Origin of the sequence: Phyllobacterium sp. SYP-B3895 (genome assembly GCF_009647635.1) — a bacterium.
In the GTDB taxonomy this organism is placed as follows: Bacteria; Pseudomonadota; Alphaproteobacteria; order Rhizobiales; family Rhizobiaceae; genus Phyllobacterium; species Phyllobacterium pellucidum.
Genome location: NZ_WJIG01000001.1, coordinates 1,297,498 through 1,320,010 on the forward strand (window position 1 = coordinate 1,297,498; position 22,513 = coordinate 1,320,010).

Below are 22,513 nucleotides of genomic sequence, written 5' to 3' on the forward strand. Positions count from 1 at the left end.
GTTCATGCGCCGGGTCCCAACGTCCTCCCACCTTGTCAAAAGCGCTTTTCGAGGTCGCCCAATGTCTACGTCTGTCTCGCCGCTGGCACCGAAACACTATCCTGCCATGCCGGATATCCATGGCGTCAGGATCGCCACTGCCGAGGCCGGAATAAAGTACAAGGGCCGTACCGACGTCCTTATGATCGTCTTTGACAAACCGGCAGCGGTCGCCGGCGTTTTCACCAGGTCTAAATGTCCCTCCGCTGCGGTCGATTTCTGCCGCGACAGCCTCGAAGGCGGGAAAGCGCGTGCAGTGGTCGTCAATTCGGGCAATGCCAACGCCTTTACCGGCAAGAAAGGCCGCGAATCGGCTAAACTCACCGCGGCAGCGGCAGCAAAGGCAGTGGGCTGCAAAACCGGGGAAGTGTTTCTCGCTTCCACCGGCGTCATCGGCGAGCCTCTGGACGCCGGCAAGTTCAGCCATCTCCTTGCTGATATGACGAAGAAGGCTGTGCCCGGCTTCTGGCAGGAAGCCGCAAGCGCAATCATGACGACCGATACATTCCCCAAGGTCGCGACGGAGACGGTCCTGCTTGGCGGCGTACCGGTCACCATCAACGGCATCGCCAAGGGCGCCGGGATGATCGCGCCTGACATGGCGACCATGCTGTCGTTCGTGGCGACCGATGCCCCGATCGAGTCGGATGTACTGCAGAAGCTCCTGTCGAAGTCCGTAGGCAAGAGCTTCAATTCCGTCACCGTCGACAGCGATACATCCACTTCCGATACGCTTCTGTTGTTCGCAACGGGCTCGGCAGCCGAACGCGGTGCCGAGCTTGTCACCAAGGTCAAAGACAAGCGGCTGAAAGATTTCAAGAAGGCGCTCGACCGGATCCTAAAAAACCTCGCCCTGCAGGTCGTTCGCGACGGCGAGGGGGCACGCAAGATGCTTGAGATCAACGTGACCGGCGCAAAGTCCGACGGTTCGGCCAAGCGCATTGCTCTATCGATCGCCAATTCGCCTCTCGTCAAGACCGCTGCCGCAGGCGAGGACGCCAATTGGGGCCGTATCGTCATGGCCGTTGGCAAGGCAGGCGAACCGGCCGACCGCGACCGCCTTGCCATCTGGTTCGGCGACATTCGCGTTGCCCGCGACGGTGAACGCGATCCGGACTATTCTGAAGACGCAACCTCTGATTACATGAAGAATGAGGATGTCAAAATCCGAGTCGATATCGGTCTCGGCAAGGGCAAGGCAACTGTTTGGACCTGCGACCTGACGAAGGAATATGTCGCCATCAACGGCGATTATCGCAGCTAGGCGGGCTTGCTCATACAAGGATAGCGAATGCAACTGGCGAAGATCAGACAGATTGAGGCGGTTGGATTCAGGGCTTGGCCAGCCTCCTCGGTTCATTACGATGGAAGCTGGGCCATTCGCATTACCGCGAGTCATCCTTCGAAACGGCTGAATTCGGTCAATCCGCTCGATCCCGGTGATATTGCCGATATGGAAAATCGTGTCGCGCGCGCAGCGCAGCGCTTTCGCGCCTATGGCAGGCCGCCAACATTCCGGCTTTCGCCGCTGGCGCCACAGGAACTCGATACATATCTTGAAAATATCGGTTGGGCGCGCTTCGATGAATCGATGGTCATGGTTGCCGACCTCGCGCATGTCGATGTCGGCGACGCCATCGATCAAATACCGCTCAAGGACATCGGCAGGTTCATCGATGCCTCGATCAAGGTCCAGGGAGAAGATCCTTCAGTGAAGCCCGGCCTTTTCGAAGTGATCAGCGGGATCAAACCTTCAAAGGGACTTTTTGTCATCGAGGAGAACGCCGAGCCGGTCGCAACCGCGATCGGCGTTCAGGACGGAGCTCTCGTTGGCCTGTTCAACATCAGCACCGCAGCCGAGCGCCGGCGCGCCGGGCTGGGGCGCGCGATCGTGCGCTCGGCATTGAAGTGGGCCGAACAGCACGGGGCAAAAAAGGCATGGCTGCAGGTCGAGGTCGAAAATACCGCCGCGATCGGACTCTACGAACAATTGGGTTTCAAGGAAGCGTATCGTTACGTCTACAGGCAGGCGCCCGATCATGAGTGAGCGCGTGTCGCATCCGATCCTTCTCGTTACGGCCTGCGCCCTTGTTGACGCCGACGGGCGCGTGCTGCTGACCCAGCGCCCTGAAGGTAAATCGCTCGCGGGACTCTGGGAATTCCCCGGCGGCAAGGTCGATCCGGGTGAAACGCCCGAAGAGAGCCTTATTCGCGAATTGCATGAAGAGCTTGGCATCACCGTCAAGCCAGCTTGCCTCGCGCCGCTTACCTTCGCGAGCCATACTTATGAGACTTTTCACCTCTTGATGCCGCTGTTCATCTGCCGCCGCTATGAGGGTATTCCTCGTCCCATGGAAGGGCAGGCGCTGAAATGGGTAAGGGCAAAAGACATGCGCGACTACCCGATGCCGCCTGCCGACATACCGTTGATCCCGTTTTTGATCGATCTCCTTTGAACACAACTGTAAATTGCCAAGTCTTCCAAGTGTTAATGAATCCTTCACCTGATTGAGCGACTTTTAGCCGAATTGGGGCAATGAAGTTCAGGTGGGGCATGGCGCGCAAGGAAGACTATCGCGAGGATGAACCGCGGCTGTCAGGTACGCTTATGAATGCGGGTACCGGGCTGCTGCGCATCACTTTGCTATTCGGTTCGGCCGCCATTGCACTGGCGCTGATCATAGCGCCGCTGGCCGATCGCGGGTCGCAATCCGTCGTCGATTATTCCGCCGGACGGTCTCTTGATGAGATGGCAACCGGCTCGATCCGGAAAGAGGATCCATCGACGAAGACCTATACGATTCACCGCAGCGTATTGCAGCGATCGCCAAATGCGGTTTGCATTATAAAAAGCGACGGTTCGCAAAGCGGCGACTGCTGATCGCTATTTCTTCTCGAGGTTTTCGACGCTGGTGAGAAAATCCGCGAGCTTGGCCTTGGCCGAGCCTGGTTTCAGCGGCTTTTGCTGCGACTCATGTGCGGCCCACCCGGACATCCAGATGAACGAGAACGTCGCCCTTATGCGCCCGTCCGGGTCACTGAAGCGTTCCGCGTAGATTTCCGCCACGCGCGCGAAGAAGCGCCGCGACACCGGCTTGCGCGAGCGCCCGAGGAGGACGTTCTGCATGCCCATGGCCCGCAAATCGCGCATCAGGTGAAACCCCGTGTCGTACCGGACCGTGTAGGTTTCGATATCGGTGACCGGCAGGGTGAAGCCGGCCCGCTGCAGCAGTGCACCGACATCGCGCACATCCGCAAACGGCGCGACGCGCGGGGATGCGCCGCCATAAATTTCACTCTCGGCCGCGAGCAGGCATTCGCGCAGTTCGCCAAGCGTGTTCTCACCCGCCATGGCACCAAGGAAGAGGCCGTCGGGTTTGAGGGCCCGCCTTATTTGCAGCAGCGTGCCGGGCGTATCGTTGGTCTGGTGCAGCGAAAGCAGGGATATGATCAGGTCTATGGACCCCGCCTTGAGCGGCAATGCCTCCTCGTCGGCGACAACCCCGGGAAACGACCGATCAAGAAAGCTTGCATCATGTTCAACGCGCAAGATGCTCTCGACCTTGCCCGAGCGCAGCAGCGCCTGCGCCCCGAGGCCATTATGGCCAGCGAGATCGACCGCCACATCGAAGCGGCGCTCGACAGCCGAAAGACGTTCTTCGAGATCATCGGCTGCCCGCCCAAGCAGAAAATCGGCGGAACTGCCGTGCTGGCGTGCCGCTCGCAGGCGCCGTTTCAGCAACAATGCCCGATCGAAAACCTGATGCCGTTCCATTCCGAATTTCTCTGATAAATGTATAGTCAACGGGTAGATGCGTCGCCTTGGAACGAATTGCAATGAAAACCCGAGCGGAAACCTTCAGGCAGACGGCGCATGGGCTTGCGAAAGGGCTGACACGCCAGTTTGCCACACTGTTGTTTCCGCCGGTGTGTTCGGGCTGCGAGAGGCTTGTAGCGGAGCCCGGCAGTCTTTGCGGTGCATGTTGGGCAAAGGTTCGCTTTATCGAGAAGCCGTATTGTCCTGTTCTCGGGACGCCGTTCAGCCACGACCTTGGCGCCGAAATCCTGTCCGCGGAAGCAATCGCCGATCCGCCGGCTTTCGAGCGCGCCCGCTCGGTAGCCGTGCATGAGGGCGTTGTGGCCGAGATGGTGCAGGGGCTGAAATATAATGACCGAACCGATCTTGGACCCTGGATGGCGCGCTGGATGCTGCGCGCCGGCACCGAGCTGCTTGAGGGTTGCGATATTATCGTGCCGGTACCGCTCCACGCGCGGCGCTTCTGGTTTCGCCGGTTCAATCAATCGGCCGAACTCGCCCGGCATGTTGCGCGTCTTGCCGGCAAGACCTTCGATCCTGATGCGCTCAAACGTGTGAAGCGCACGCGCCAGCAGGTCGGTCTCGGCTCGAATGCGCGCCGGCTCAATATGAGCGGCGCCTTCAAGGTGCCCGAGGCGCAGGAAATCAAGGTCCGGGGCCGCAGCATCCTTCTCATCGATGACGTCTATACAACCGGGGCCACCGTCAAGGCTGCGTCACGCGCATTGCTGCGCGGGGGTGCGTCAAGGGTCGATGTTCTCACTTTCAGCCGTGCGCTTGCAAAAGAATTGCCCATCTGACGGCGAGGTGTCGCAAAGTTCAGGTCTTTCCGCGTTGATTTTTCATGCCTATATAGGGAGCAACGTGGAGTATTCGAATGGTTGATGTAACAATCTATACGCGCAATGGTTGCGGCTATTGCACGGCGGCCAAGAGCCTCCTTGCGGAGAAAGGCGTCGCCTTCGTCGAGCACAATGCAAGCCTCGAGCCGTCGGCCCGTCAGGATATGCTGGCGCGTGCCAATGGCCGCACGACATTCCCGCAAATTTTCATCGGCGAGACTCATGTCGGCGGATGCGATGATCTCTATGCGCTTGAAAACCAGGGCCGGCTCGACACACTGTTGAAGACCGGCGAACTCGCTTGAGGATGATCCAATGACGTCATTTCGTGCAGCCGCCATCCAGATGCGCTCCGGCGTCGATCCAGAGCGCAATGCCGCTGACCTTGCCGAATATGTGGCGGATGCGGCCGGCAAAGGCGCGGTCTACGTGCAGACGCCGGAAATGACCGGTGCCTTGCAGCGGGACCGCAAGGCGCTGGCAAGCGTGCTCAAGGGCGAAGCAGACGATGTAATCGTGCGAACGGCCTCGGCGCTTGCCGCGAAACATGGCATCCATCTTCACATCGGATCGACGGCGATCGCCCGCGATGACGGCAAGATTGCCAACCGGGCATTCGTATTCGGTCCAGACGGCAAGATCCTGACGCGCTACGACAAGATCCACATGTTCGACGTTGATCTTGATAATGGTGAAAGCTGGCGCGAATCCGCCGTCTATGCGCCCGGCGCTGATACCGTCGTCATCGATCTGCCGTCTGCGCGTCTCGGGCTTGCCATCTGCTACGACGTGCGTTTCCCGCAGCTTTTCCGCGCCCAGGCGCTTGCCGGTGCCTCGGTTATATCGGCTCCGGCGGCCTTTACCCGGCAGACAGGCGAGGCGCACTGGCATGTGCTGCAACGGGCCCGGGCGATTGAAAACGGCGCCTTCATGATCTCGGCTGCCCAGGGCGGCGTGCATGAAGACGGGCGCGAGACCTTCGGCCACTCGCTGATCGTCGCTCCCTGGGGTGAAGTTCTCGCAGAGGCTGCCCACGCCGATCCCGCGATCATTGTCGCCGATATCGATCCGGCACTCAGCGCCGCCGCGCGTGCGAAGGTACCGAACCTCAAGAATGCGCGTCCGTTCGGATTGATCGTCGAAAATGACGGCGAAAAGACAAGGCTCGACGTCGCATCATGATCCGGTTTTCGCTCCATTGTGAGCACGACCATGACTTCGAAGGGTGGTTCCACAGCAATGACGACTTCGATGCCCAGGTGGAGAAGGGACTGGTAGCCTGTCCGGCTTGCGGCTCGCACAACATCGGCAAAGCGCTGATGGCGCCATCGGTGACAACCGGGCGCCAGAAGGAGAAGATCGCCGTTGCCATGAGCAAGATGGTCAGCGAGCTCAAAGAAATGACCAGAAAGGTGCGCGAGAATGCCGATTATGTCGGCAGTGACTTTGCCGAGGAGGCGCGCAAGATCCATTTTGGCGAGGTGGAAAAGCGCGGCATCTACGGCGAAGCTTCCCAGGAGGAGGTCAAGTCTCTTCTCGACGACGGTGTCGATGTGATGCCGCTTCCGGTCTTTCCCGAAGAGCGCAATTGATCTTGCTGCGTTGATGCCAACGGCTAAGGTTCACCTCTCCAGACCGAGGTGATTCTTCCATGCAATTATTGAACTCCGCCGCCGTTCTGCTGGTTCTGACCGGCGCCTTCCTTGGGCTGACGCTCCCCTTCGGCAAGCTCGCATTCGTGGCAGGTGTTGCGCCGTCGCTCTGGGCATTCGTCATTTCACTCGGCGCGGGGACGGTGCTGCTGACGGCCTTTCTCGTCATGGGCAAGCGGCCGCAGCTCAATGCGCACATGCTGCGCTATTACGTTATCACCGCACTCGTTTCCTATGCCGTTCCCAACCTGATGACGCTTTCGGCCATCCCGCATCTCGGATCGGGCTATACCGGCATCATGTACACGCTGTCGCCGGTCTTCACCCTGCTGTTTTCTGTCATGTTGAAGTTGCGCAGGCCAAGTCCGCTCGGCCTCCTCGGCATTTTTGTCGGCTTTGTCGGCGCAGTCATCGTCGGCTTCACCCGCGGCCAGGTCGGGCAGCCGGCCGAGCCGCTCTGGGTTGCCATCGGCTTGCTTATCCCGGTTCTGCTGGCGCTGGGCAACGTCTACCGCACGGTCGACTGGCCGGCGGGCGCCGATCCGACCGAGCTTGCAGCAGGCAGTCACCTCATGACGGCGCTGCTCCTGATCCCGATCATTTTCTATATGACTGGCGGCTTTCCAGTTGCGCCGCTCCGTGGCGTTCCATGGCTTGTTGGCGCGCAAGTGGTGGCGTCTGCCTGCATGTTCGCGCTGTACTTTCGGCTGCAGGCGGTGGGCGGCCCGATCTATCTCAGCCAGATCGGCTATGTGGGCGCCGCAGTTGCGCTGCTTGCCGGTACGGTATTTCTCGGCGAAGTCTACCAGCTTGCAACCTGGGCAGGCGCCCTCATCATCACAATCGGCGTGCTGATGACAACCAAGGCCCAGCGCATGGAAGCAAAGGCGCTGGTGGCAACTAAGGCCGCGTAGCCAGCACCATATAGTTGACGTCGGTATCGCGGGAGCGGTTCCAGCTGTCGCTGAGCGGACTGTAGGTCACGCCTATCTTCTCGACGACCTCCAACCCGGATTGCCGCAGCGCGGCTTCGAGTTCTTCCGGGCGAACGAGCTTCTCATATTGATGCGTTCCACGCGGCAACCACCGCAAGACATACTCGGCTCCAAATATTGCGAGCCCCAGCGCCTTCAATGTCCGGTTGATGGTGGCAACGAAGGTCAGTCCGCCGGCCTTTACCATCTGCGCGCAGGCAGACATGTAGAGTTCCACATCGGCGACGTGCTCGACCACTTCCATATTGAGGACGATGTCGAACTGTTCGCCGGCCTCCGCCAGCGCTTCTGCCGTTGTCGCCCGATAATCGATGGCAAGGCCACTCTGTGCGGCGTGGATTTTGGCGACCTCGATATTGGTCTCGCCGGCGTCGGCGCCGACAACCGTTGCGCCGAGCCGCGCCATGGGCTCGCACAGAAGTCCGCCGCCGCAGCCGATATCGAGAATGCGCAGGCCGGAAAATGGCATCGGCGTGTGGGGGTCGATGCCGTAATGGGCGCAGACCTTTTCCTTGATGTAGGCAAGGCGGGTAGGATTGAATTTGTGCAGCGGGCGGAACTTGCCCTGCGGGTTCCACCACTCGGCTGCCATGCGAGAAAACCGCTCGACTTCTGCGGCATCGATTGTAGTGCGCTCGGTTGTCGCCATGGCCTCATCCTCTTTGACTGTTTTCGAGTGGCCTGTTCCGGGAGGCAATGTCAAGGCGCAATGCGGGTGACAGTTCCTGGTGTCAATGAATGTCATTCTTTGGTATCTATTGTCACCAAGATCGACATCATCAAATATAACAGCTGAGGTGCCCCATCATGACAAGCATCGCACTCAATGAGCACTACGAACAGTTTATCAAGAGGCAGCTTGATTCCGGCCGCTACAACAATGCCAGTGAAGTCGTGAGGGCCGGTTTACGCATGCTTGAAGACTATGAGCAGACCAGGGAGAACTGGCTCCGAAACGAAATCGCAGGGCGGGCATTGGAAATCCAGAATGACCCTTCGCTGCCTATACCCGGAGAGCAAGTGTTCTCAAGGCTCGAAGCCCATCTCCGATCTGCAAGCAATCTGAAAAAATGAACTATCGGATCCTGTTCCATCCACGGGCTGAACAGGACCTTGTTGATCTTCACCGATATATTCAGGAGTCCGCCGGGACGTTAAGGGCGCTCGAGTATCTATCTGCCATTAAAGATTTCTGCATGAGCCTCGCAACCTTTCCGAAGCGAGGCACAGTCCGTGACGATATCATGCAAGGCATTCGAATCATCGGCTTCAAGCGCACGGTCAGCGTTGCCTTTTTGGTCAAATCGGACGCCGTCTTGATCCTCGGAGTTTTTTATGGCGGTCGCAACATAGCTCATGACACATTCGAAGATAGCGGCTGAGCCTCCTGAAGAGGACGACCGCGCGTTTATTCGCATTCTTGCAGTCGGCTGATAATTTCGTTATGGGAGGCCGCATTCATTTGGCAAAGAGCCAGTTCATTTCAAACGACTCTTTTCCGACCCAGTTTTTAGGCCTTTCCAGAACGGTAATTTCCATGGCACGCATCGTGATGAAATTCGGCGGCACTTCGGTGGCCGATATTGACCGCATCCGCAATGTGGCCAGGCATGTCAAACGCGAGGTCGATGCCGGGCACGAGGTTGCCGTCGTCGTCTCGGCAATGGCCGGAAAGACCAATGAACTCGTGGGCTGGACCCGGCAGACGTCGCCGATGCATGACGCCCGCGAGTATGACGCCATCGTAGCCTCGGGCGAACAGGTTACATCCGGGCTCCTTGCCATCGCTCTGCAATCCATGGGTATCCATGCCCGCTCCTGGCAAGGCTGGCAGATACCTATCAAGACCGACAATGCGCATGGTGCGGCCCGCATCGTCGACATCGACGGCTCCTTTCTGATCGAGCGCTTCCAGGAGGGCCAAGTAGCGGTGATCGCGGGATTCCAGGGCATCGGTCCGGACAAACGCATAGCGACACTCGGGCGCGGCGGTTCCGATACCAGCGCTGTCGCCATCGCCGCCGCGGTCAAGGCCGACCGCTGCGATATCTATACGGACGTCGACGGCGTCTATACGACCGATCCGCGCGTCGAGCCCAAGGCGCGGCGGCTTTCGCGCATTTCCTTCGAAGAAATGCTCGAAATGGCCTCGCTCGGCGCCAAGGTGCTGCAGGTCCGTTCGGTCGAGCTTGCCATGGTGCACAAAGTGCGCACATTTGTCAGATCCAGCTTCGAGGATCCCGATGCACCGGGCATGGGCGATCTGATCAATCCGCCCGGAACACTTATTTGCGACGAGGAAGAAATCGTGGAACAGCAGGTTGTCACTGGAATTGCCTACGCCAAGGACGAGGCCCAGATTTCGTTGCGGCGTGTTGCCGACCGTCCCGGCATTTCTGCCGGCATCTTCGGCCCGCTCGCCGAAGCGCATATCAATGTCGACATGATCGTTCAGAACATTTCCGAGGACGGGTCGAAGACCGACATGACGTTCACGGTCCCGACCGGCGATCTCGACAAGGCCCTCGTTGTTCTGGAGAAGGTCAAGCAGGATGTCGGTTTCGACGTGATCCAGTCCGAAGCCGGCATGGTCAAGGTTTCCGTCATCGGCATCGGCATGCGCAGCCATGCGGGCGTCGCTGCCACGGCGTTCCGCGCCCTTGCAGACAAGGGAATCAACATCCGCGCCATCACGACTTCCGAGATCAAGATCTCGATCCTGATCGATGGACCATACGCGGAACTCGCCGTACGCACTTTGCATTCTGTGTACGGTCTCGATAAGCATTAACGAGCGAGATTCTGTTTGTCGGCGTTCGTGCCGACTGACATGATGGATCGACTGATTTGGTGAGGTCCCGGTGGCCTTGCCACAATTGACAATGGGAGAAAGGCATCCGGTGCCTACACGCGACCCGATAAGTGGCCCTCGTGTGATGCTGAAGCGCCTCCGCGAACTGATGGCGGAGGCTCTTGAGCCGCAGGAGAGGCTCGACCGCATTGTTCGCGAAATCGCGCAGAACATGGTCGCGGAAGTGTGCTCATTCTACGTGCTCCGCTCCGATGGGGTCCTCGAACTATACGCAACCGAAGGTCTCAACCCGTCGGCCGTCCACCTGGCGCAACTGCGCCTTGGTCAGGGTCTCGTCGGCACGATCGCTGCAAGCGCGCGACCGCTCAACCTGACCGATGCGCAAGCGCATCCGGCCTTCGCGTATCTGCCGGAAACGGGAGAAGAAATTTACAACTCCTTCCTCGGCGTGCCGATCCTGAGGGCAGGGCGCACGCTCGGCGTTCTCGTCGTTCAGAACCGCACAAAGCGCGTCTACCGCGAGGATGAGGTCGAGGCGCTCGAGACTACGGCCATGGTGCTTGCCGAGATGGTTGCCGCAGGCGATATCCCCCGCATCGCGCGGCCCGGCGTCGAACTCGACCTTGGCAAACCGATGAGCTTCAGCGGCAGCGCGTTCAACGACGGGGTTGGCCTTGGACACGTTGTGCTGCACGAGCCGCGCATCGTCGTAACCAACCTCTTCAACGAAGACATCAATGCTGAAATCGACAGGCTCGAGAGTTCGCTTGGGTCCTTGCGTATTTCCATCGACGACATGCTGTCGCGGCGCGACGTGGCGTTCGAAGGCGAGCACCGCGAAGTGCTTGAAGCCTATCGCATGTTCGCTCACGATACCGGCTGGGTACGGCGCCTCGAAGAGGCGATCCGCAACGGCCTGACCGCGGAAGCCGCGGTCGAGAAGGTGCAGAGCGATACGCGCGCCCGCATGATGCATCTGACTGACCCCTATATGCGCGAGCGGCTGAGCGATTTCGACGACCTTGCCAATCGGCTGCTGCGCCAGCTGATGGGGCGAGATGTCAAGACGATGGCCGGAACGCTGGCGAAGGACGCGATCATAATCGCGCGCTCGATGGGCGCTGCGGAGCTTCTCGACTATCCGCGCGAACGCCTGCGCGGCCTCGTGCTCGAAGACGGGGCGGCGACCAGCCATGTGGTCATCGTGGCGCGCGCCATGGGTATTCCGGTGGCGGGCCAGGTCAAGGGCGTCGTTTCCATGGCGGAAAACAACGATGCCGTGATCGTCGATGGCGATGACGGGCGTGTGCATCTGCGGCCGCAATCGGAGCTTGAGGCTGCCTATTCGGAGAAAGTGCGGTTCCGGGCCAAGCGCCAGGCCCTCTATCGGGAATCGCGCGACAAGCCGTCGATCACCAAGGATGGCATCGAGATCAAGCTCTTGATGAATGCCGGCCTGCTGGTCGATCTCCCGCAGCTTGCCGAAGCCGGGGCGGCGGGCATCGGTCTCTTCAGGACCGAGCTGCAGTTCATGATTGCATCGACCTTCCCGCGCGCCGAACAGCAGGAGCGGCTCTATCGGTCCGTGCTCGAAGCCGCCGGCGACCGGCCGGTCACCTTCCGTACGCTTGATATTGGCGGCGACAAGGTGCTCCCCTACTTCCGCAGCAACGTAAACGAAGAAAATCCGGCGATGGGCTGGCGGGCCTTGCGCCTCACGCTCGATCGGCCGGGCCTCCTGCGCACGCAGGTCCGCGCCCTGCTAAAGGCCGCCGGCGGCCGCGAATTGCGCCTGATGCTGCCGATGGTCACGGAAGTGCAGGAAGTGCGCAAGGCCAGCGAACTGATCAACCGCGAGGTCCAGCACCTGTCGCGCTTTGCCTATGATCTGCCGACCCGCGTCAAGATCGGAGCCATGGTCGAGGTGCCGTCACTGCTGTGGCAGCTCGACGAATTGATGGCCGAAGTCGATTTCGTATCAGTCGGCTCCAACGACCTCTTCCAGTTCGTCATGGCGGTCGACCGGGGCAATTCGATCATCAACAATCGCTTCGACAATCTCTCGGTGCCGTTCCTGAGGGTGCTGCGCCAGATCGCCGAGGCAGGCGAGCGCAACAATACGAGTGTGACGCTTTGCGGTGAAATGGCGGGCAAGCCATTGTCGTCCATGGCGTTGATCGGGCTCGGCTATCGTTCAATTTCAATGTCGCCGGCCGCGATCGGTCCTGTCAAAGCCATGCTTGGGTCACTGGACGTTGGAGAACTCAGCGCCCAGCTCAAGGACGCGATCGACAATCACGGCGAGACCGGCACGTTGCGCAATTTTCTTATGAAGTACGCAGAGCGAGCCGGCGTTCCACTCTAGAGGTTTTGAATAATGTCCATTCCGCAGGATCGTATGGATCAGCTGCTGAAGCGCTTTTCCATGATGGAAACGCAGATGTCGAGCAATCCCGATTCCGAAACTTATGTGAAGCTCGCATCGGAATATTCCGAGCTCGAGCCCGTTGTCGCCAAGATCCGTGAGCTTCTGGCCGCGCGCAGCGAGGCCGATGGGCTGCAGGCAATGCTCGATGATGCAGCGACCGATCGGGATATGCGCGAGCTTGCCGAGGCGGAACTGCCGGAGATCGACGAGCGGATCGGCGAACTCGAAAAGGACATCCAGGTCCTGCTCCTGCCGAAGGATGTCGCCGACGAGCGCAACGCGATCCTCGAAATCCGCGCCGGGACTGGCGGTTCGGAAGCTGCGCTTTTCGCTGGCGATCTCTTTCGCATGTATGAGCGTTACGCAGCCGCCAATGGCTGGCGCGTCGAGCTCATTTCGGCAAGCGATGGCGAAGCCGGCGGCTACAAGGAAGTCATTGCCATGGTCTCCGGCAAGGGCGTCTTCGCCAAGCTCAAGTTCGAATCCGGCGTACACCGGGTGCAGCGTGTCCCCGATACGGAAGCGAGCGGGCGCATTCATACCTCGGCGGCAACCGTGGCGGTTCTGCCCGAAGCCGAGGAAATCGACATCGATATCCGCCAGGAGGACATCCGCATCGATACGATGCGCGCCTCCGGTTCCGGTGGCCAGCACGTCAACACCACCGATTCGGCCGTCCGCATTACACACATTCCGTCCGGCATCGTGGTCGTTCAGGCTGAAAAGTCCCAGCACCAGAATCGCGCGCGCGCCATGCAGGTTCTCAGGTCGCGGCTTTTTGACATGCAGCGCCAGAAGGCGGACAGCGAGCGCTCGGAGGCGCGGCGCAGCCAGGTCGGTTCCGGCGATCGGTCGGAGCGCATCCGCACCTACAATTTCCCGCAGGGGCGTGTGACGGATCACCGCATCAACCTGACGCTCTACAAACTCGACCGCATCATGGAAGGCGATCTCGACGAACTGATCGGCGCCTTGATCTCGGATCACCAGACGGCCCTGCTCGCCCAGATGAACGATGGGCTATGACGACGGCGCGCCTCGCCGACGCACACAAGCACGCGCGCGACCGTCTTGCGCGTGCAGGAATTGACACGGCCACGCTGGATGCTCGCCTTCTGGTTGAATGGGTCACGGAAACCGATCAACTCGAAACGATCCGAAACCCCGACAGGCAGGTGGATTCTGAAACGAATGCGCGGCTGGAAGTGGTCCTTAACCGGCGAATGAACGGCGAATCCGTACATCGGATTATCGGCAAACGGGCCTTTTTCGATATCGAACTAGTGCTATCGCGTGAAACGCTGGAGCCGCGCCCCGATACCGAAGCGATTGTGGAACTCGTGCTGCCTTTCTTGCGCCGCCGCATTCAGGAACTGGGCGTTGCCGACCTTCTCGACCTCGGCACCGGCACCGGAGCAATTGCCTTGGCGCTGCTCAATCAATTGCAGCAATTGCGTGCCGTGGGTGTCGACATATCGACAGGCGCCCTTGATACGGCGCGCGAGAATGCCCACCTTAACAAGGTATCGCAGCGCTTTGCCTGCCAGCATTCGGATTGGTTTTCCACCGTGACGGGCGTCTACGATCTGATTGTTTCCAACCCACCCTATATACGGACGGCCGATATTGAAGGCCTGCAACGTGAAGTTGTATTGCAGGATCCGGTCCGGGCGCTCGATGGCGGGGAGGACGGCCTTGGACCATACCGAATCATCGCCGCGGGGGCCCGCCGGTATCTTCGGCAAGGTGGAGCGGTTGCCGTGGAGATCGGTTTTGATCAACGCGCCGACGTTGCAGCCATTTTCGCTGCTTCAGATTTGGTGCTGGAGGCCATAAAGACGGATATTGGCGGCCATGAACGGGCACTTTTGTTCACAGCCGCGTAAAAATCTTGAAAAAAGGCTTGGAATTTGCCGCGAAGACGGATAGTTTCCGGATACCGCTCTAAACCGAACAAAACTGGTTCTGCCTATCAAGAAGTTGGTAGGGAATTTCTGGGTTTTTGATCTTTCTTCGGGAAAACTTTGGAGAAGACGGTTTTTGCGGCAGCACAAAAGTTTTATGAAACTTTGGATGCGATTGAAGCGCGGGGCGCGCTTCAGGTCGGCACTTGAGAAGCGAAGCTTTTTGACTCAAATGGTGAGCAAAACAGCGCCCCTGATTTTCTGAAAAGAGATAAGTATGAGGCCAGTACAGCAGAATAGGCGCATGCGCGGACGCGGTAACAACAACCGGAAAGGTCCGAACCCACTATCCCGCAATTACGAAAGCAACGGACCCGACGTCAAAATTCGGGGAAATGCTCAGCACATCGCCGAAAAATATACGACTCTGGCACGTGATGCACAGAGCAGCGGCGACAGGGTAATGGCTGAAAACTACCTTCAGCACGCCGAGCACTACAATCGAATCATTCTAGCGGCACAGGCCCAGGCGCCCGTCCAGTTCCAGCGCGACGATCGCGATGACCAGGACGACGACATGGGCTATGACGACGACAACGGCAACGAGGTCGAACGTATCGTGCACCAGCCGATCAATGGCAGCGGACCGCAGCCGGTCATTCAGGGCACGCCCGCAGAGGTCGCCTATGATGATGATACGGCAAGCCAGCGCCAGCCGCAGCCTCAGCCCGAGGCACGGCCGGCGGAGGCCGAGGCATCTGTCGACGCGGAAAACGCCGAGGCCAAGACCGCCCGCCGCGCACCGCGCGGTCGTCGCCCGGCTCGCCCCCGTGAACCGCGTGTGGCCGAAGGCAACAGTGACGCACCGAGCACAGCCGATGCCGCGAACGATCTTTCGCCGGCAGGAATTGTCGCCGAAGTGAAGAAGCGCCGGGCCGCGGTCGAATCGGACGTCTGATTTCGGTTTTCTTGATATAAGCCGCCTGCGTTCATTCGCGGGCGGCTTATTCATTTTGCGAAGGCGAGATCGCAGAGGCGCCGTTGAGCACATGCCGACTGGTTGGCCCTAATCCCCGGCTTTCCCGAGGATCCGCGCTCGCGATTGCGCTGCAAGCCTGACTATTCGGCAAACTCCATCCATTTGCCCGCCGCCAAATCCATCATCGCTTCTTCTGCGCGCGCCGGCATGCGCCATGATTTATATCGATAATTTGCTTTACTTCTGGCATGATAAATCCTTCCGCCTCGACCTTGCGAGCCTAGGAACTGGTTCCCATATTTGCCTCGAGCGAATGGGTCCGCCTCGCAGGGGGCCCGTCACCAGACCACCGCACGATGCCGCTTAAGGGTCGTCCGGGAAAAGGAGACAGTAATGAATATTGAGAAGTACACCGAACGGGTTCGGGGTTTCATCCAGTCTGCGCAGACATTTGCCCTCTCGTCCAATCATCAGCAGTTTGCTCCCGAGCACTTGCTGAAGGTTCTCGTCGACGATGAGGAAGGACTTGCTGCATCACTGATTGAACGGGCCGGCGGCAATGTCGAAGAGGTTCGCCTCGGCCTTCAGGCAGCGCTTGATGCGATGCCAAAGGTAACGGGCGGCAATGGTCAGCTTTATCTTTCGCAGCCATTGGCCAAGGTTTTTGCCACGGCCGAGGAAGTGGCCAAGAAAGCCGGTGACAGTTTTGTTACCGTCGAGCGCCTCTTGACGGCTATGGCCATCGAGAAATCGGCAAAGACATCCGAAATCCTGAGTCGTGCCGGCGTAACGCCAGCTGGGCTCAATGCCGTCATCAATGATATCCGCAAGGGTCGCACCGCGGATTCGGCCTCCGCCGAAAATGCCTATGACGCATTGAAGAAATATGCGCGCGACCTTACCGCCGACGCGCGGGCGGGCAAGCTCGACCCGGTGATCGGTCGTGACGACGAAATCCGCCGAACGATCCAGGTCCTGTCACGGCGCACGAAGAATAATCCGGTGCTCATTGGCGAGCCCGGCGTCGGCAAGACCGCCATCGCCGAAGGGCTGGCGCTGCGCATCGTCAATGGCGACGTGCCGGAATCCCTGAAGGACAAGAAGCTGATGGCGCTCGACATGGGCGCGCTGATTGCCGGCGCGAAGTATCGCGGCGAGTTCGAGGAGCGCCTCAAGGCCGTGCTTTCGGAAGTTACTTCGGCAAATGGCGAGATCATTCTCTTCATAGACGAGATGCACACGCTCGTTGGCGCCGGCAAGAGCGAAGGCGCGATGGACGCCTCCAACCTCCTGAAGCCGGCGCTGGCGCGCGGCGAACTGCACTGCGTCGGCGCAACCACGCTTGACGAGTACCGCAAGCATGTCGAGAAGGATCCGGCGCTCGCCCGTCGTTTCCAGCCCGTCTTCGTCGACGAGCCTACGGTTGAGGACACAATCTCGATCCTGCGCGGCCTCAAGGAGAAGTACGAGCAGCATCACAAGGTACGCATTTCGGACTCGGCCCTCGTTGCGGCCGCGACACTGTCAAACCGCTACATCACCGACCGCTTCCTGCCGGACAAGGCCATCGACCTTGTCGATGAGAGTGCGGCGCGGCTGCGCATGCAGGTCGATTCGAAGCCGGAGGAACTCGATGAGGTCGATCGGCGCATCATGCAGCTGAAGATCGAACGCGAGGCACTGAAGGTAGAGAAGGACGACGCTTCGCGAGACAGACTTGAACGTCTGGAACACGAGCTCGCCGAGCTTGAGGAAGAATCGACCGCCCTGACCAATACCTGGCAGTCGGAAAAGCAGAAGCTCGGCCATGCGGCGGATCTGAAGCGGCAGCTTGAAGATGCGCGCAATGCGCTCGCCGCTGCCCAGCGCAATGGCGAATACCAGAGAGCCGGCGAACTTGCCTATGGCACAATCCCGGCGCTCGAGAAGGAACTTGCCACCGCCGAACAGCAGGACAACGCCACGTCGATGGTAGAGGAGACCGTTACCTCCGACCACATCGCCCAGGTCGTTTCCCGCTGGACCGGCATCCCGGTCGACCGGATGCTCGAAGGCGAGCGTGACAAACTGCTGCGTATGGAGGATGAGCTTGCCAAGCGCGTCGTCGGCCAGGGTGAGGCAGTCCAGGCCGTGTCGAAGGCAATCCGCCGGGCGCGTGCCGGTCTGCAGGATCCGAACCGGCCGATTGGCTCGTTCATCTTCCTCGGACCCACCGGCGTCGGCAAGACCGAACTGACCAAGGCCCTTGCGGCGTTCCTGTTCTCCGACGAGACGGCGATGGTACGCCTCGACATGTCCGAATATATGGAGAAGCACTCGGTCTCGCGTTTGATCGGCGCTCCTCCCGGCTATGTCGGTTACGAGGAAGGCGGTGCCCTGACGGAAGCGGTGCGGCGGCGGCCCTATCAGGTGATCCTTTTCGACGAAATCGAGAAGGCGCATCCGGATGTGTTCAACGTGTTGCTGCAGGTGCTCGACGATGGGCGGCTCACCGATGGGCAGGGACGAACGGTTGATTTCCGCAATACGCTGATCATCATGACGTCGAACCTCGGGGCCGAATATCTGACTGCGCTGGGCGAAGACCAGGACGTCGACATGGCGCGTGACGAGGTCATGAGCGTCGTCAAGTCGGCGTTCCGGCCGGAGTTCCTCAATCGTGTCGATGAAATCATCCTGTTCCATCGCCTGAAGCGCAAGGATATGGGCAAGATCGTTGCGATCCAGATGGAGCATTTGCAGAAGCTGCTTACCGATCGCAAGATCACGATCAAGCTTGACAGCGAAGCAACCGACTGGCTTGCCGAGAAGGGTTACGATCCGGCCTATGGCGCGCGACCTCTGAAGCGTGTCATCCAGAAAGAGGTGCAGGATCCGCTGGCAGAGAAAATCCTGCTCGGCGATATTCTGGACGGCTCGACGGTGAAGATCACGGCGGGGTCGGACCGGCTGAATTTCAAGTCGGTCAAATCCGCGCCGGAGCGGGACAAGAGCGAAGCAGCATGATTGCGCTTTCGCAACACTGAAATAAAGAAGATGGCCGCCACAGCGCGGCCATTTTCACGTCTCGTTCATCTCATAAATGCAACGATAAAAGCGCGAAGGCATTAACCATAATGACAGGAAGTTCGGTCATTTATGATTAATGTCGCGTTATCGGCAATAACCGGAATCTTATGGCATGGCCTCTTATCATCATTCATTGCTCGGATTGTTTCTCGTTGCTTCAGCGGGCCTCACCGCCCCGGCGACGTCGAGCGCGGCTGGAACGATTGCGCCTGCCGTCAATGCCGCCAAGCCCTACACTTTGGCGCAATGGTTCGAAGGCGAGCGTCGCCCGCGCCGCGAGGCCTATCGTTCCTACTATGATGAATATGGCCGCAGGGTTACGGTTGATCGCCGGGGCCGCGTCGTTTCTGTAGAAGAGCCGCGCAACGATCAGGGTGCGGATTACTTCCCTGACGCGCCGCAGGATCCCTACGACACCGGCGCCATCCCGAACGATCCCTATGCAGGACCGGGCAACGATCGCTATGAACAGCAATCGGCGCTCCCGTCCGAGCGCGACTATGGCAGCGTTGCCCGGCAACCGCTGCCGCCCACAGGCGGCGAGGCCGATCTCAATCCGGCGGATCCGAATTTCAATCCACCGGACTCGCAAAACGACGGGTTCTACGACACGCCGCAGCAGGAGCAGATACCCGCACATCCGAACCCGGCGCCGACGGTAGAATTGCCGAAGGGGCAGGGCGCGAAGGCAAAGATCGCCGCAATTCAGGTCCTGCTCGACCGGATCGGCGTCTCGCCCGGCGTGATAGACGGTCATAAGGGCGGCAATGTCGACAAGGCTGTCGCGGCATTCGAGGAAATGACCGGCCAGCAATTCGATCCACTCAATGATGAGGGGATCAACGCCTCGCTCGAACAGACCGGCGGACCGGCTTTCGTGGCCTATACGATCACCTCCGAGGACGCGGCCTATCCGTTCGTCGCCTCCATCCCGGAAGATTACAGCCATAAGGCGCAGCTCGAGCGCATGGCGTTCACTTCGGTCACAGAGATGTTGGCAGAACGCTTCCATATGGATGAAAATTATCTCAAGGAGATCAATCCGGGCGTCAATTTCAATACGCCGGGCGTTTCCATCCAGGTCGCCAATCCCGGCCAGAATGCCGGCGGCGCGGTAACGCGGATCATCGCCGACAAGGGCCGCAAGCAGGTGCGTGGCTATAATGCCGAGGGCCGGCTCATCGTCGCCTATCCCGCGACGATCGGGTCGACCGATACGCCATCGCCCTCAGGCACGGTCCAGGTCGAGCGTATCGCGCTCAATCCGAACTACACCTATAATCCGAAGCTGAACTTCAAGCAGGGTGAGAACGACAAGGTCCTGACGATTCCGCCCGGCCCGAACGGCCCGGTCGGCACGGTGTGGATTGCGCTGTCGAAGCCGACCTATGGCATTCACGGCACGCCTGAACCTTCGAAGATCGGCAAGACCAACAGCCATGGCTGCGTGCGCCTGACCAATTGGGACGCAACGGAGCTTTCCAAGATGGTTCAGAAGGGCGTGACGGTAGAGTTCCAGGAATAGAGCGGGTGCTTACCCGCTCGCCGCAACCTTGGTGGCGTCGGAATTTTCGTCCTGAAGCAACTGGTCGATCCGTTCGCGCTCGCGCTGGAAGGCGACGAGATCATTGCCCTGCAGTTCGCCGCCACTCGGCAGGCGAATGCGCATCGGATCGACTTTCGAACCGTTGACGATCACCTCGTAGTGGAGATGCGGCCCGGTCGAAAGACCGGTTGATCCAAGATAACCGATGACCTGCCCCTGGCGCACACGCGCGCCCGCAACCACGCCGCTGGCCACGGCATTCTGGTGCGAATAGCTGCTCTCGTAACCGTTGGAATGACGGATGAGTGTCTGGATGCCGTAGCCATTGGTCCAGCCGGCGCGCTCGACAACGCCATTGCCGGCCGCGACGATGGGCGTGCCACGGGGCGCTGACCAGTCGACGCCGGTATGCATGCGCGAATAGCCAAGGATCGGGTGGCGGCGCATGCCGAACGGCGAGCGGAAAGTGCCGTTGGGCACAGGCTTGCGCAGGAGGAACTGTTTCGAGCTCTTGCCGTTCTCGTCGTAATAGTCGGTCGTGCCGTCCTCGCCGTGGAACCGATAGAACTTCTTGAGGTCGCCGCCGAAGTTCGCGGCAACATAGAGAATTTCCGATTCGTCGCCTGCCTTGTCGGAGCCTGCCGGCAGTGAGAACAGCGCTTCAAGCTCGTCCGTGGGGCTCAACTGCGACTGGAAGTCGACATCGGAAGCCAGCATGCGTATCAATTGCTTGATCATCGGATCGGTCATGCCATAGGCGATACCGGCTCTGTAGATACCGTCATAGACGGTCGGCAGATCTTCGGCGCGCCGCGATCCGGCGGGACTGTCATCGAACGCCACCTGCAGGCCGGGCGTCATTTCCGGCTCGTCGGCGGGGACATATTGTTCCTTGTCGTTGAGCGCGATGGTCAGAATGTGCGTGCTGCCATTATAGACACTGGCGCGCACGATACGATCGAGATCGTCGCGCGATTCGATGCCGAGACGCAGAACACTGCCGCTCTTGAGGCGCGGGGAGTTCAAGAGCTTGCTGATCGCCCCGGACATGCCGGTCGCATCATCGCTCTCATAGCCGGCATCCGCGAGGGCGGCGGTAATCTCCTTGTCGCTGCGGAACGGGATCAGCGCTTCCGAATATCCGGTGCTCGCCGCATCCTCGGGCAGGCGCGGCGCAACGCTCACATTCTCCTGGATGATCTTGACCGCGAGCGGACTGCGCAAATTGTAGGGGTCGTCATCCGTACCGAAACGCAGCGGATCGACATAATGCAGCGAAGCAACCTGGATGGCGCCATCGGTCAACAGCGAACCGGTGTTGCGGACGACTTCTTCAACTTCGTCGACGCTGAGATCGTCCGCAGGATCATATTGCGCCGTGGTCAGCGGGAAATCGACGGTGCGCAGGCTGACTTCGCTCTCGACCTTGGCGCCGTAAATCTGACCGGTCTTCGGCGTGGGGTCCGTATCCTCATTCGCTTCGGCAAAGACGTCGAGCGGATTGAAGTTTGGATAGCGGCGATTGGTATTGTGCACGTCGGCGAGTTCAATGTGCACGAACTCGAATGGCATGGAGCGGACGACATCGCGCTCGCCATCCTTGAACATTGTCGAAACGTCGAGTCGGCGGCGGTCCCGGTTCTTCTGTATGGGGGTGGTTGCGACGACGCGCGAACCCTTGGTCACGCCGCTGGCGTCGGCCGGGGCCGGCATGGCATTGCGGCCGATCAATTCCGGCGGTGTTGCGAGTTGTTCACGCCCGTCGAGCGCCGCGAACAGGGCAACGCCCATCAGCATGCTCGAGGTAATGCCGGTAAGAAACGTGCCGGCCAGCCAGCGCGCCGAGATTTCGCGGCGGTCAGGCGGCCCGCGGCGTCCGTCCGTGATAAGCGGCGGCTCATTGCCCGGATCGATCGATGAGTGCCCCTCGTACTCGCTCATACTTTAAAGTGTGATCCCGTCGCCGTTGTGAATGCAGGTTCCCGGCGCGTTTGCCGGCCAGGTTTGCCCTGGCATGAAATCAACGAGGCCGCAGTTTTGCCCCCGTGACTTCACTATGTCAACGCAGGCCGCCGAAACGGATGTGCGCCTCGCTCGCTCGATCGCGGTTGCTGTTTGAAAAAGCCCGCATGTCGGCGCGAGCGCTAGGTCGCGATTGGGGCATGTTTGTGGCCAAGGCCATCACATTTGGATTTGCCGGGCCGGGATTTCGTAGCCATTGCAAGGGCTGTGCAGGGCGGCGAAATCGAACCGTCATATTTTTCATAAATTCTTCAAAATCGGTGTTGACAGTTTTGTTGGGCGGGGTCTATATACCGGCACAACGAGGGCGGGGCGCCGCTGGCGGTTGCTGAATGCGCCCTAAGGTTTGCATGATGGTTGGTTGCGAGACTGACGTGTTGATGCAAGCGGTCCTTGGCAAGGTTTAAG

At 59.8% G+C, this 22,513-nt stretch carries 21 protein-coding genes; 18 read left to right on the forward strand and 3 right to left on the reverse strand.

What is annotated here, in order from left to right:
* The first annotated feature begins 61 nt into the window (after window positions 1-61).
* The 4 genes from argJ to GF108_RS06335 all read left to right on the forward strand — a co-directional run bounded on the left by argJ (window position 62) and on the right by GF108_RS06335 (window position 2,920).
* Window positions 62-1,303 (forward strand): bifunctional glutamate N-acetyltransferase/amino-acid acetyltransferase ArgJ, encoded by a 1,242-nt coding sequence (gene argJ, locus GF108_RS06320; protein ID WP_153667252.1) that lies wholly within the window; start codon window positions 62-64, stop codon window positions 1,301-1,303.
* Between the two features lie 27 nt (window positions 1,304-1,330).
* Window positions 1,331-2,086: a GNAT family N-acetyltransferase gene (locus GF108_RS06325; protein WP_153667253.1), complete on the forward strand. Its 756-nt coding sequence runs from the start codon at window positions 1,331-1,333 to the stop codon at window positions 2,084-2,086.
* Window positions 2,079-2,495, forward strand: a complete 417-nt coding sequence (locus GF108_RS06330) for a (deoxy)nucleoside triphosphate pyrophosphohydrolase (RefSeq protein ID WP_153667254.1) — start codon at window positions 2,079-2,081, stop codon at window positions 2,493-2,495. The genes GF108_RS06325 and GF108_RS06330 overlap by 8 nt, the downstream gene beginning before the upstream one ends.
* Window positions 2,496-2,575: 80 nt before the next feature.
* Window positions 2,576-2,920, forward strand: coding sequence for a hypothetical protein (locus GF108_RS06335; RefSeq protein ID WP_348271821.1), 345 nt, complete (start codon window positions 2,576-2,578; stop codon window positions 2,918-2,920).
* 3 nt (window positions 2,921-2,923) lie between these two features.
* On the opposite strand, the gene GF108_RS06340 is transcribed toward GF108_RS06335, so the two are convergent.
* Window positions 2,924-3,814 (reverse strand): methyltransferase domain-containing protein, encoded by an 891-nt coding sequence (locus GF108_RS06340; RefSeq protein ID WP_153667255.1) that lies wholly within the window; start codon window positions 3,812-3,814, stop codon window positions 2,924-2,926.
* Between the two features lie 62 nt (window positions 3,815-3,876).
* Here GF108_RS06340 and GF108_RS06345 point away from each other — a divergent pair, with 62 nt between their 5' ends.
* The 5 genes from GF108_RS06345 (at window position 3,877) to GF108_RS06365 (ending at window position 7,264) form a co-directional block, all read left to right on the forward strand.
* On the forward strand, window positions 3,877-4,656 hold the full coding sequence (locus GF108_RS06345) for a ComF family protein (RefSeq protein ID WP_153667256.1): 780 nt from the start codon (window positions 3,877-3,879) through the stop codon (window positions 4,654-4,656).
* 77 nt (window positions 4,657-4,733) lie between these two features.
* Window positions 4,734-5,003 (forward strand): glutaredoxin 3, encoded by a 270-nt coding sequence (gene grxC, locus GF108_RS06350; RefSeq protein ID WP_091921308.1) that lies wholly within the window; start codon window positions 4,734-4,736, stop codon window positions 5,001-5,003.
* Between the two features lie 10 nt (window positions 5,004-5,013).
* The gene (locus tag GF108_RS06355) at window positions 5,014-5,880 is read left to right on the forward strand and encodes a carbon-nitrogen hydrolase family protein (RefSeq protein ID WP_153667257.1); all 867 of its coding nucleotides are present in this window, start codon (window positions 5,014-5,016) and stop codon (window positions 5,878-5,880) included.
* Entirely contained in the window at window positions 5,877-6,290 is a 414-nt protein-coding gene (locus GF108_RS06360; protein WP_153667258.1) for a DUF1178 family protein, read from the forward strand. Before GF108_RS06355 ends, GF108_RS06360 begins: the two co-directional genes overlap by 4 nt.
* A gap of 59 nt (window positions 6,291-6,349) precedes the next feature.
* Window positions 6,350-7,264 (forward strand): DMT family transporter, encoded by a 915-nt coding sequence (locus GF108_RS06365; protein WP_153667259.1) that lies wholly within the window; start codon window positions 6,350-6,352, stop codon window positions 7,262-7,264.
* Here GF108_RS06365 and ubiG read toward each other — a convergent pair.
* Window positions 7,251-7,994 carry a bifunctional 2-polyprenyl-6-hydroxyphenol methylase/3-demethylubiquinol 3-O-methyltransferase UbiG gene (gene ubiG / locus GF108_RS06370; protein ID WP_153667260.1) on the reverse strand — a complete coding sequence of 248 codons (744 nt, stop codon included), beginning with the start codon at window positions 7,992-7,994 and terminating at the stop codon, window positions 7,251-7,253. The genes GF108_RS06365 and ubiG overlap by 14 nt on opposite strands.
* Before the next feature lie 158 nt (window positions 7,995-8,152).
* On the opposite strand from ubiG, the gene GF108_RS06375 reads away from it, so the two are divergent.
* The 9 genes from GF108_RS06375 (at window position 8,153) to GF108_RS06415 (ending at window position 20,062) form a co-directional block, all read left to right on the forward strand.
* Complete coding sequence (locus GF108_RS06375; RefSeq protein WP_153667261.1) at window positions 8,153-8,419, forward strand: type II toxin-antitoxin system ParD family antitoxin; 267 nt, start codon at window positions 8,153-8,155, stop codon at window positions 8,417-8,419.
* Window positions 8,416-8,727: a type II toxin-antitoxin system RelE/ParE family toxin gene (locus tag GF108_RS06380; RefSeq protein ID WP_153667262.1), complete on the forward strand. Its 312-nt coding sequence runs from the start codon at window positions 8,416-8,418 to the stop codon at window positions 8,725-8,727. Before GF108_RS06375 ends, GF108_RS06380 begins: the two co-directional genes overlap by 4 nt.
* Before the next feature lie 155 nt (window positions 8,728-8,882).
* On the forward strand, window positions 8,883-10,136 hold the full coding sequence (locus tag GF108_RS06385; RefSeq protein WP_153667263.1) for an aspartate kinase: 1,254 nt from the start codon (window positions 8,883-8,885) through the stop codon (window positions 10,134-10,136).
* Window positions 10,137-10,227: 91 nt separating this feature from the next.
* Window positions 10,228-12,522, forward strand: coding sequence for a phosphoenolpyruvate--protein phosphotransferase (gene ptsP, locus GF108_RS06390; RefSeq protein ID WP_153667264.1), 2,295 nt, complete (start codon window positions 10,228-10,230; stop codon window positions 12,520-12,522).
* 9 nt (window positions 12,523-12,531) lie between these two features.
* Window positions 12,532-13,611, forward strand: coding sequence for a peptide chain release factor 1 (gene prfA, locus GF108_RS06395; protein ID WP_091921324.1), 1,080 nt, complete (start codon window positions 12,532-12,534; stop codon window positions 13,609-13,611).
* A complete protein-coding gene (prmC, locus tag GF108_RS06400; protein WP_153667266.1) occupies window positions 13,608-14,471 on the forward strand; it encodes a peptide chain release factor N(5)-glutamine methyltransferase in 864 nt (287 codons plus the stop codon). Before prfA ends, prmC begins: the two co-directional genes overlap by 4 nt.
* 295 nt (window positions 14,472-14,766) lie before the next feature.
* A complete protein-coding gene (locus GF108_RS06405) occupies window positions 14,767-15,447 on the forward strand; it encodes a DUF4167 domain-containing protein (protein WP_153667267.1) in 681 nt (226 codons plus the stop codon).
* Between the two features lie 414 nt (window positions 15,448-15,861).
* Window positions 15,862-18,474, forward strand: coding sequence for an ATP-dependent chaperone ClpB (gene clpB, locus GF108_RS06410; RefSeq protein ID WP_153667268.1), 2,613 nt, complete (start codon window positions 15,862-15,864; stop codon window positions 18,472-18,474).
* 175 nt (window positions 18,475-18,649) lie between these two features.
* On the forward strand, window positions 18,650-20,062 hold the full coding sequence (locus tag GF108_RS06415; RefSeq protein WP_153667269.1) for a L,D-transpeptidase: 1,413 nt from the start codon (window positions 18,650-18,652) through the stop codon (window positions 20,060-20,062).
* 9 nt (window positions 20,063-20,071) lie between these two features.
* On the opposite strand, the gene GF108_RS06420 is transcribed toward GF108_RS06415, so the two are convergent.
* Window positions 20,072-22,024 carry a M23 family metallopeptidase gene (locus GF108_RS06420; protein WP_027229655.1) on the reverse strand — a complete coding sequence of 651 codons (1,953 nt, stop codon included), beginning with the start codon at window positions 22,022-22,024 and terminating at the stop codon, window positions 20,072-20,074.
* Window positions 22,025-22,513 lie beyond the last annotated feature (489 nt).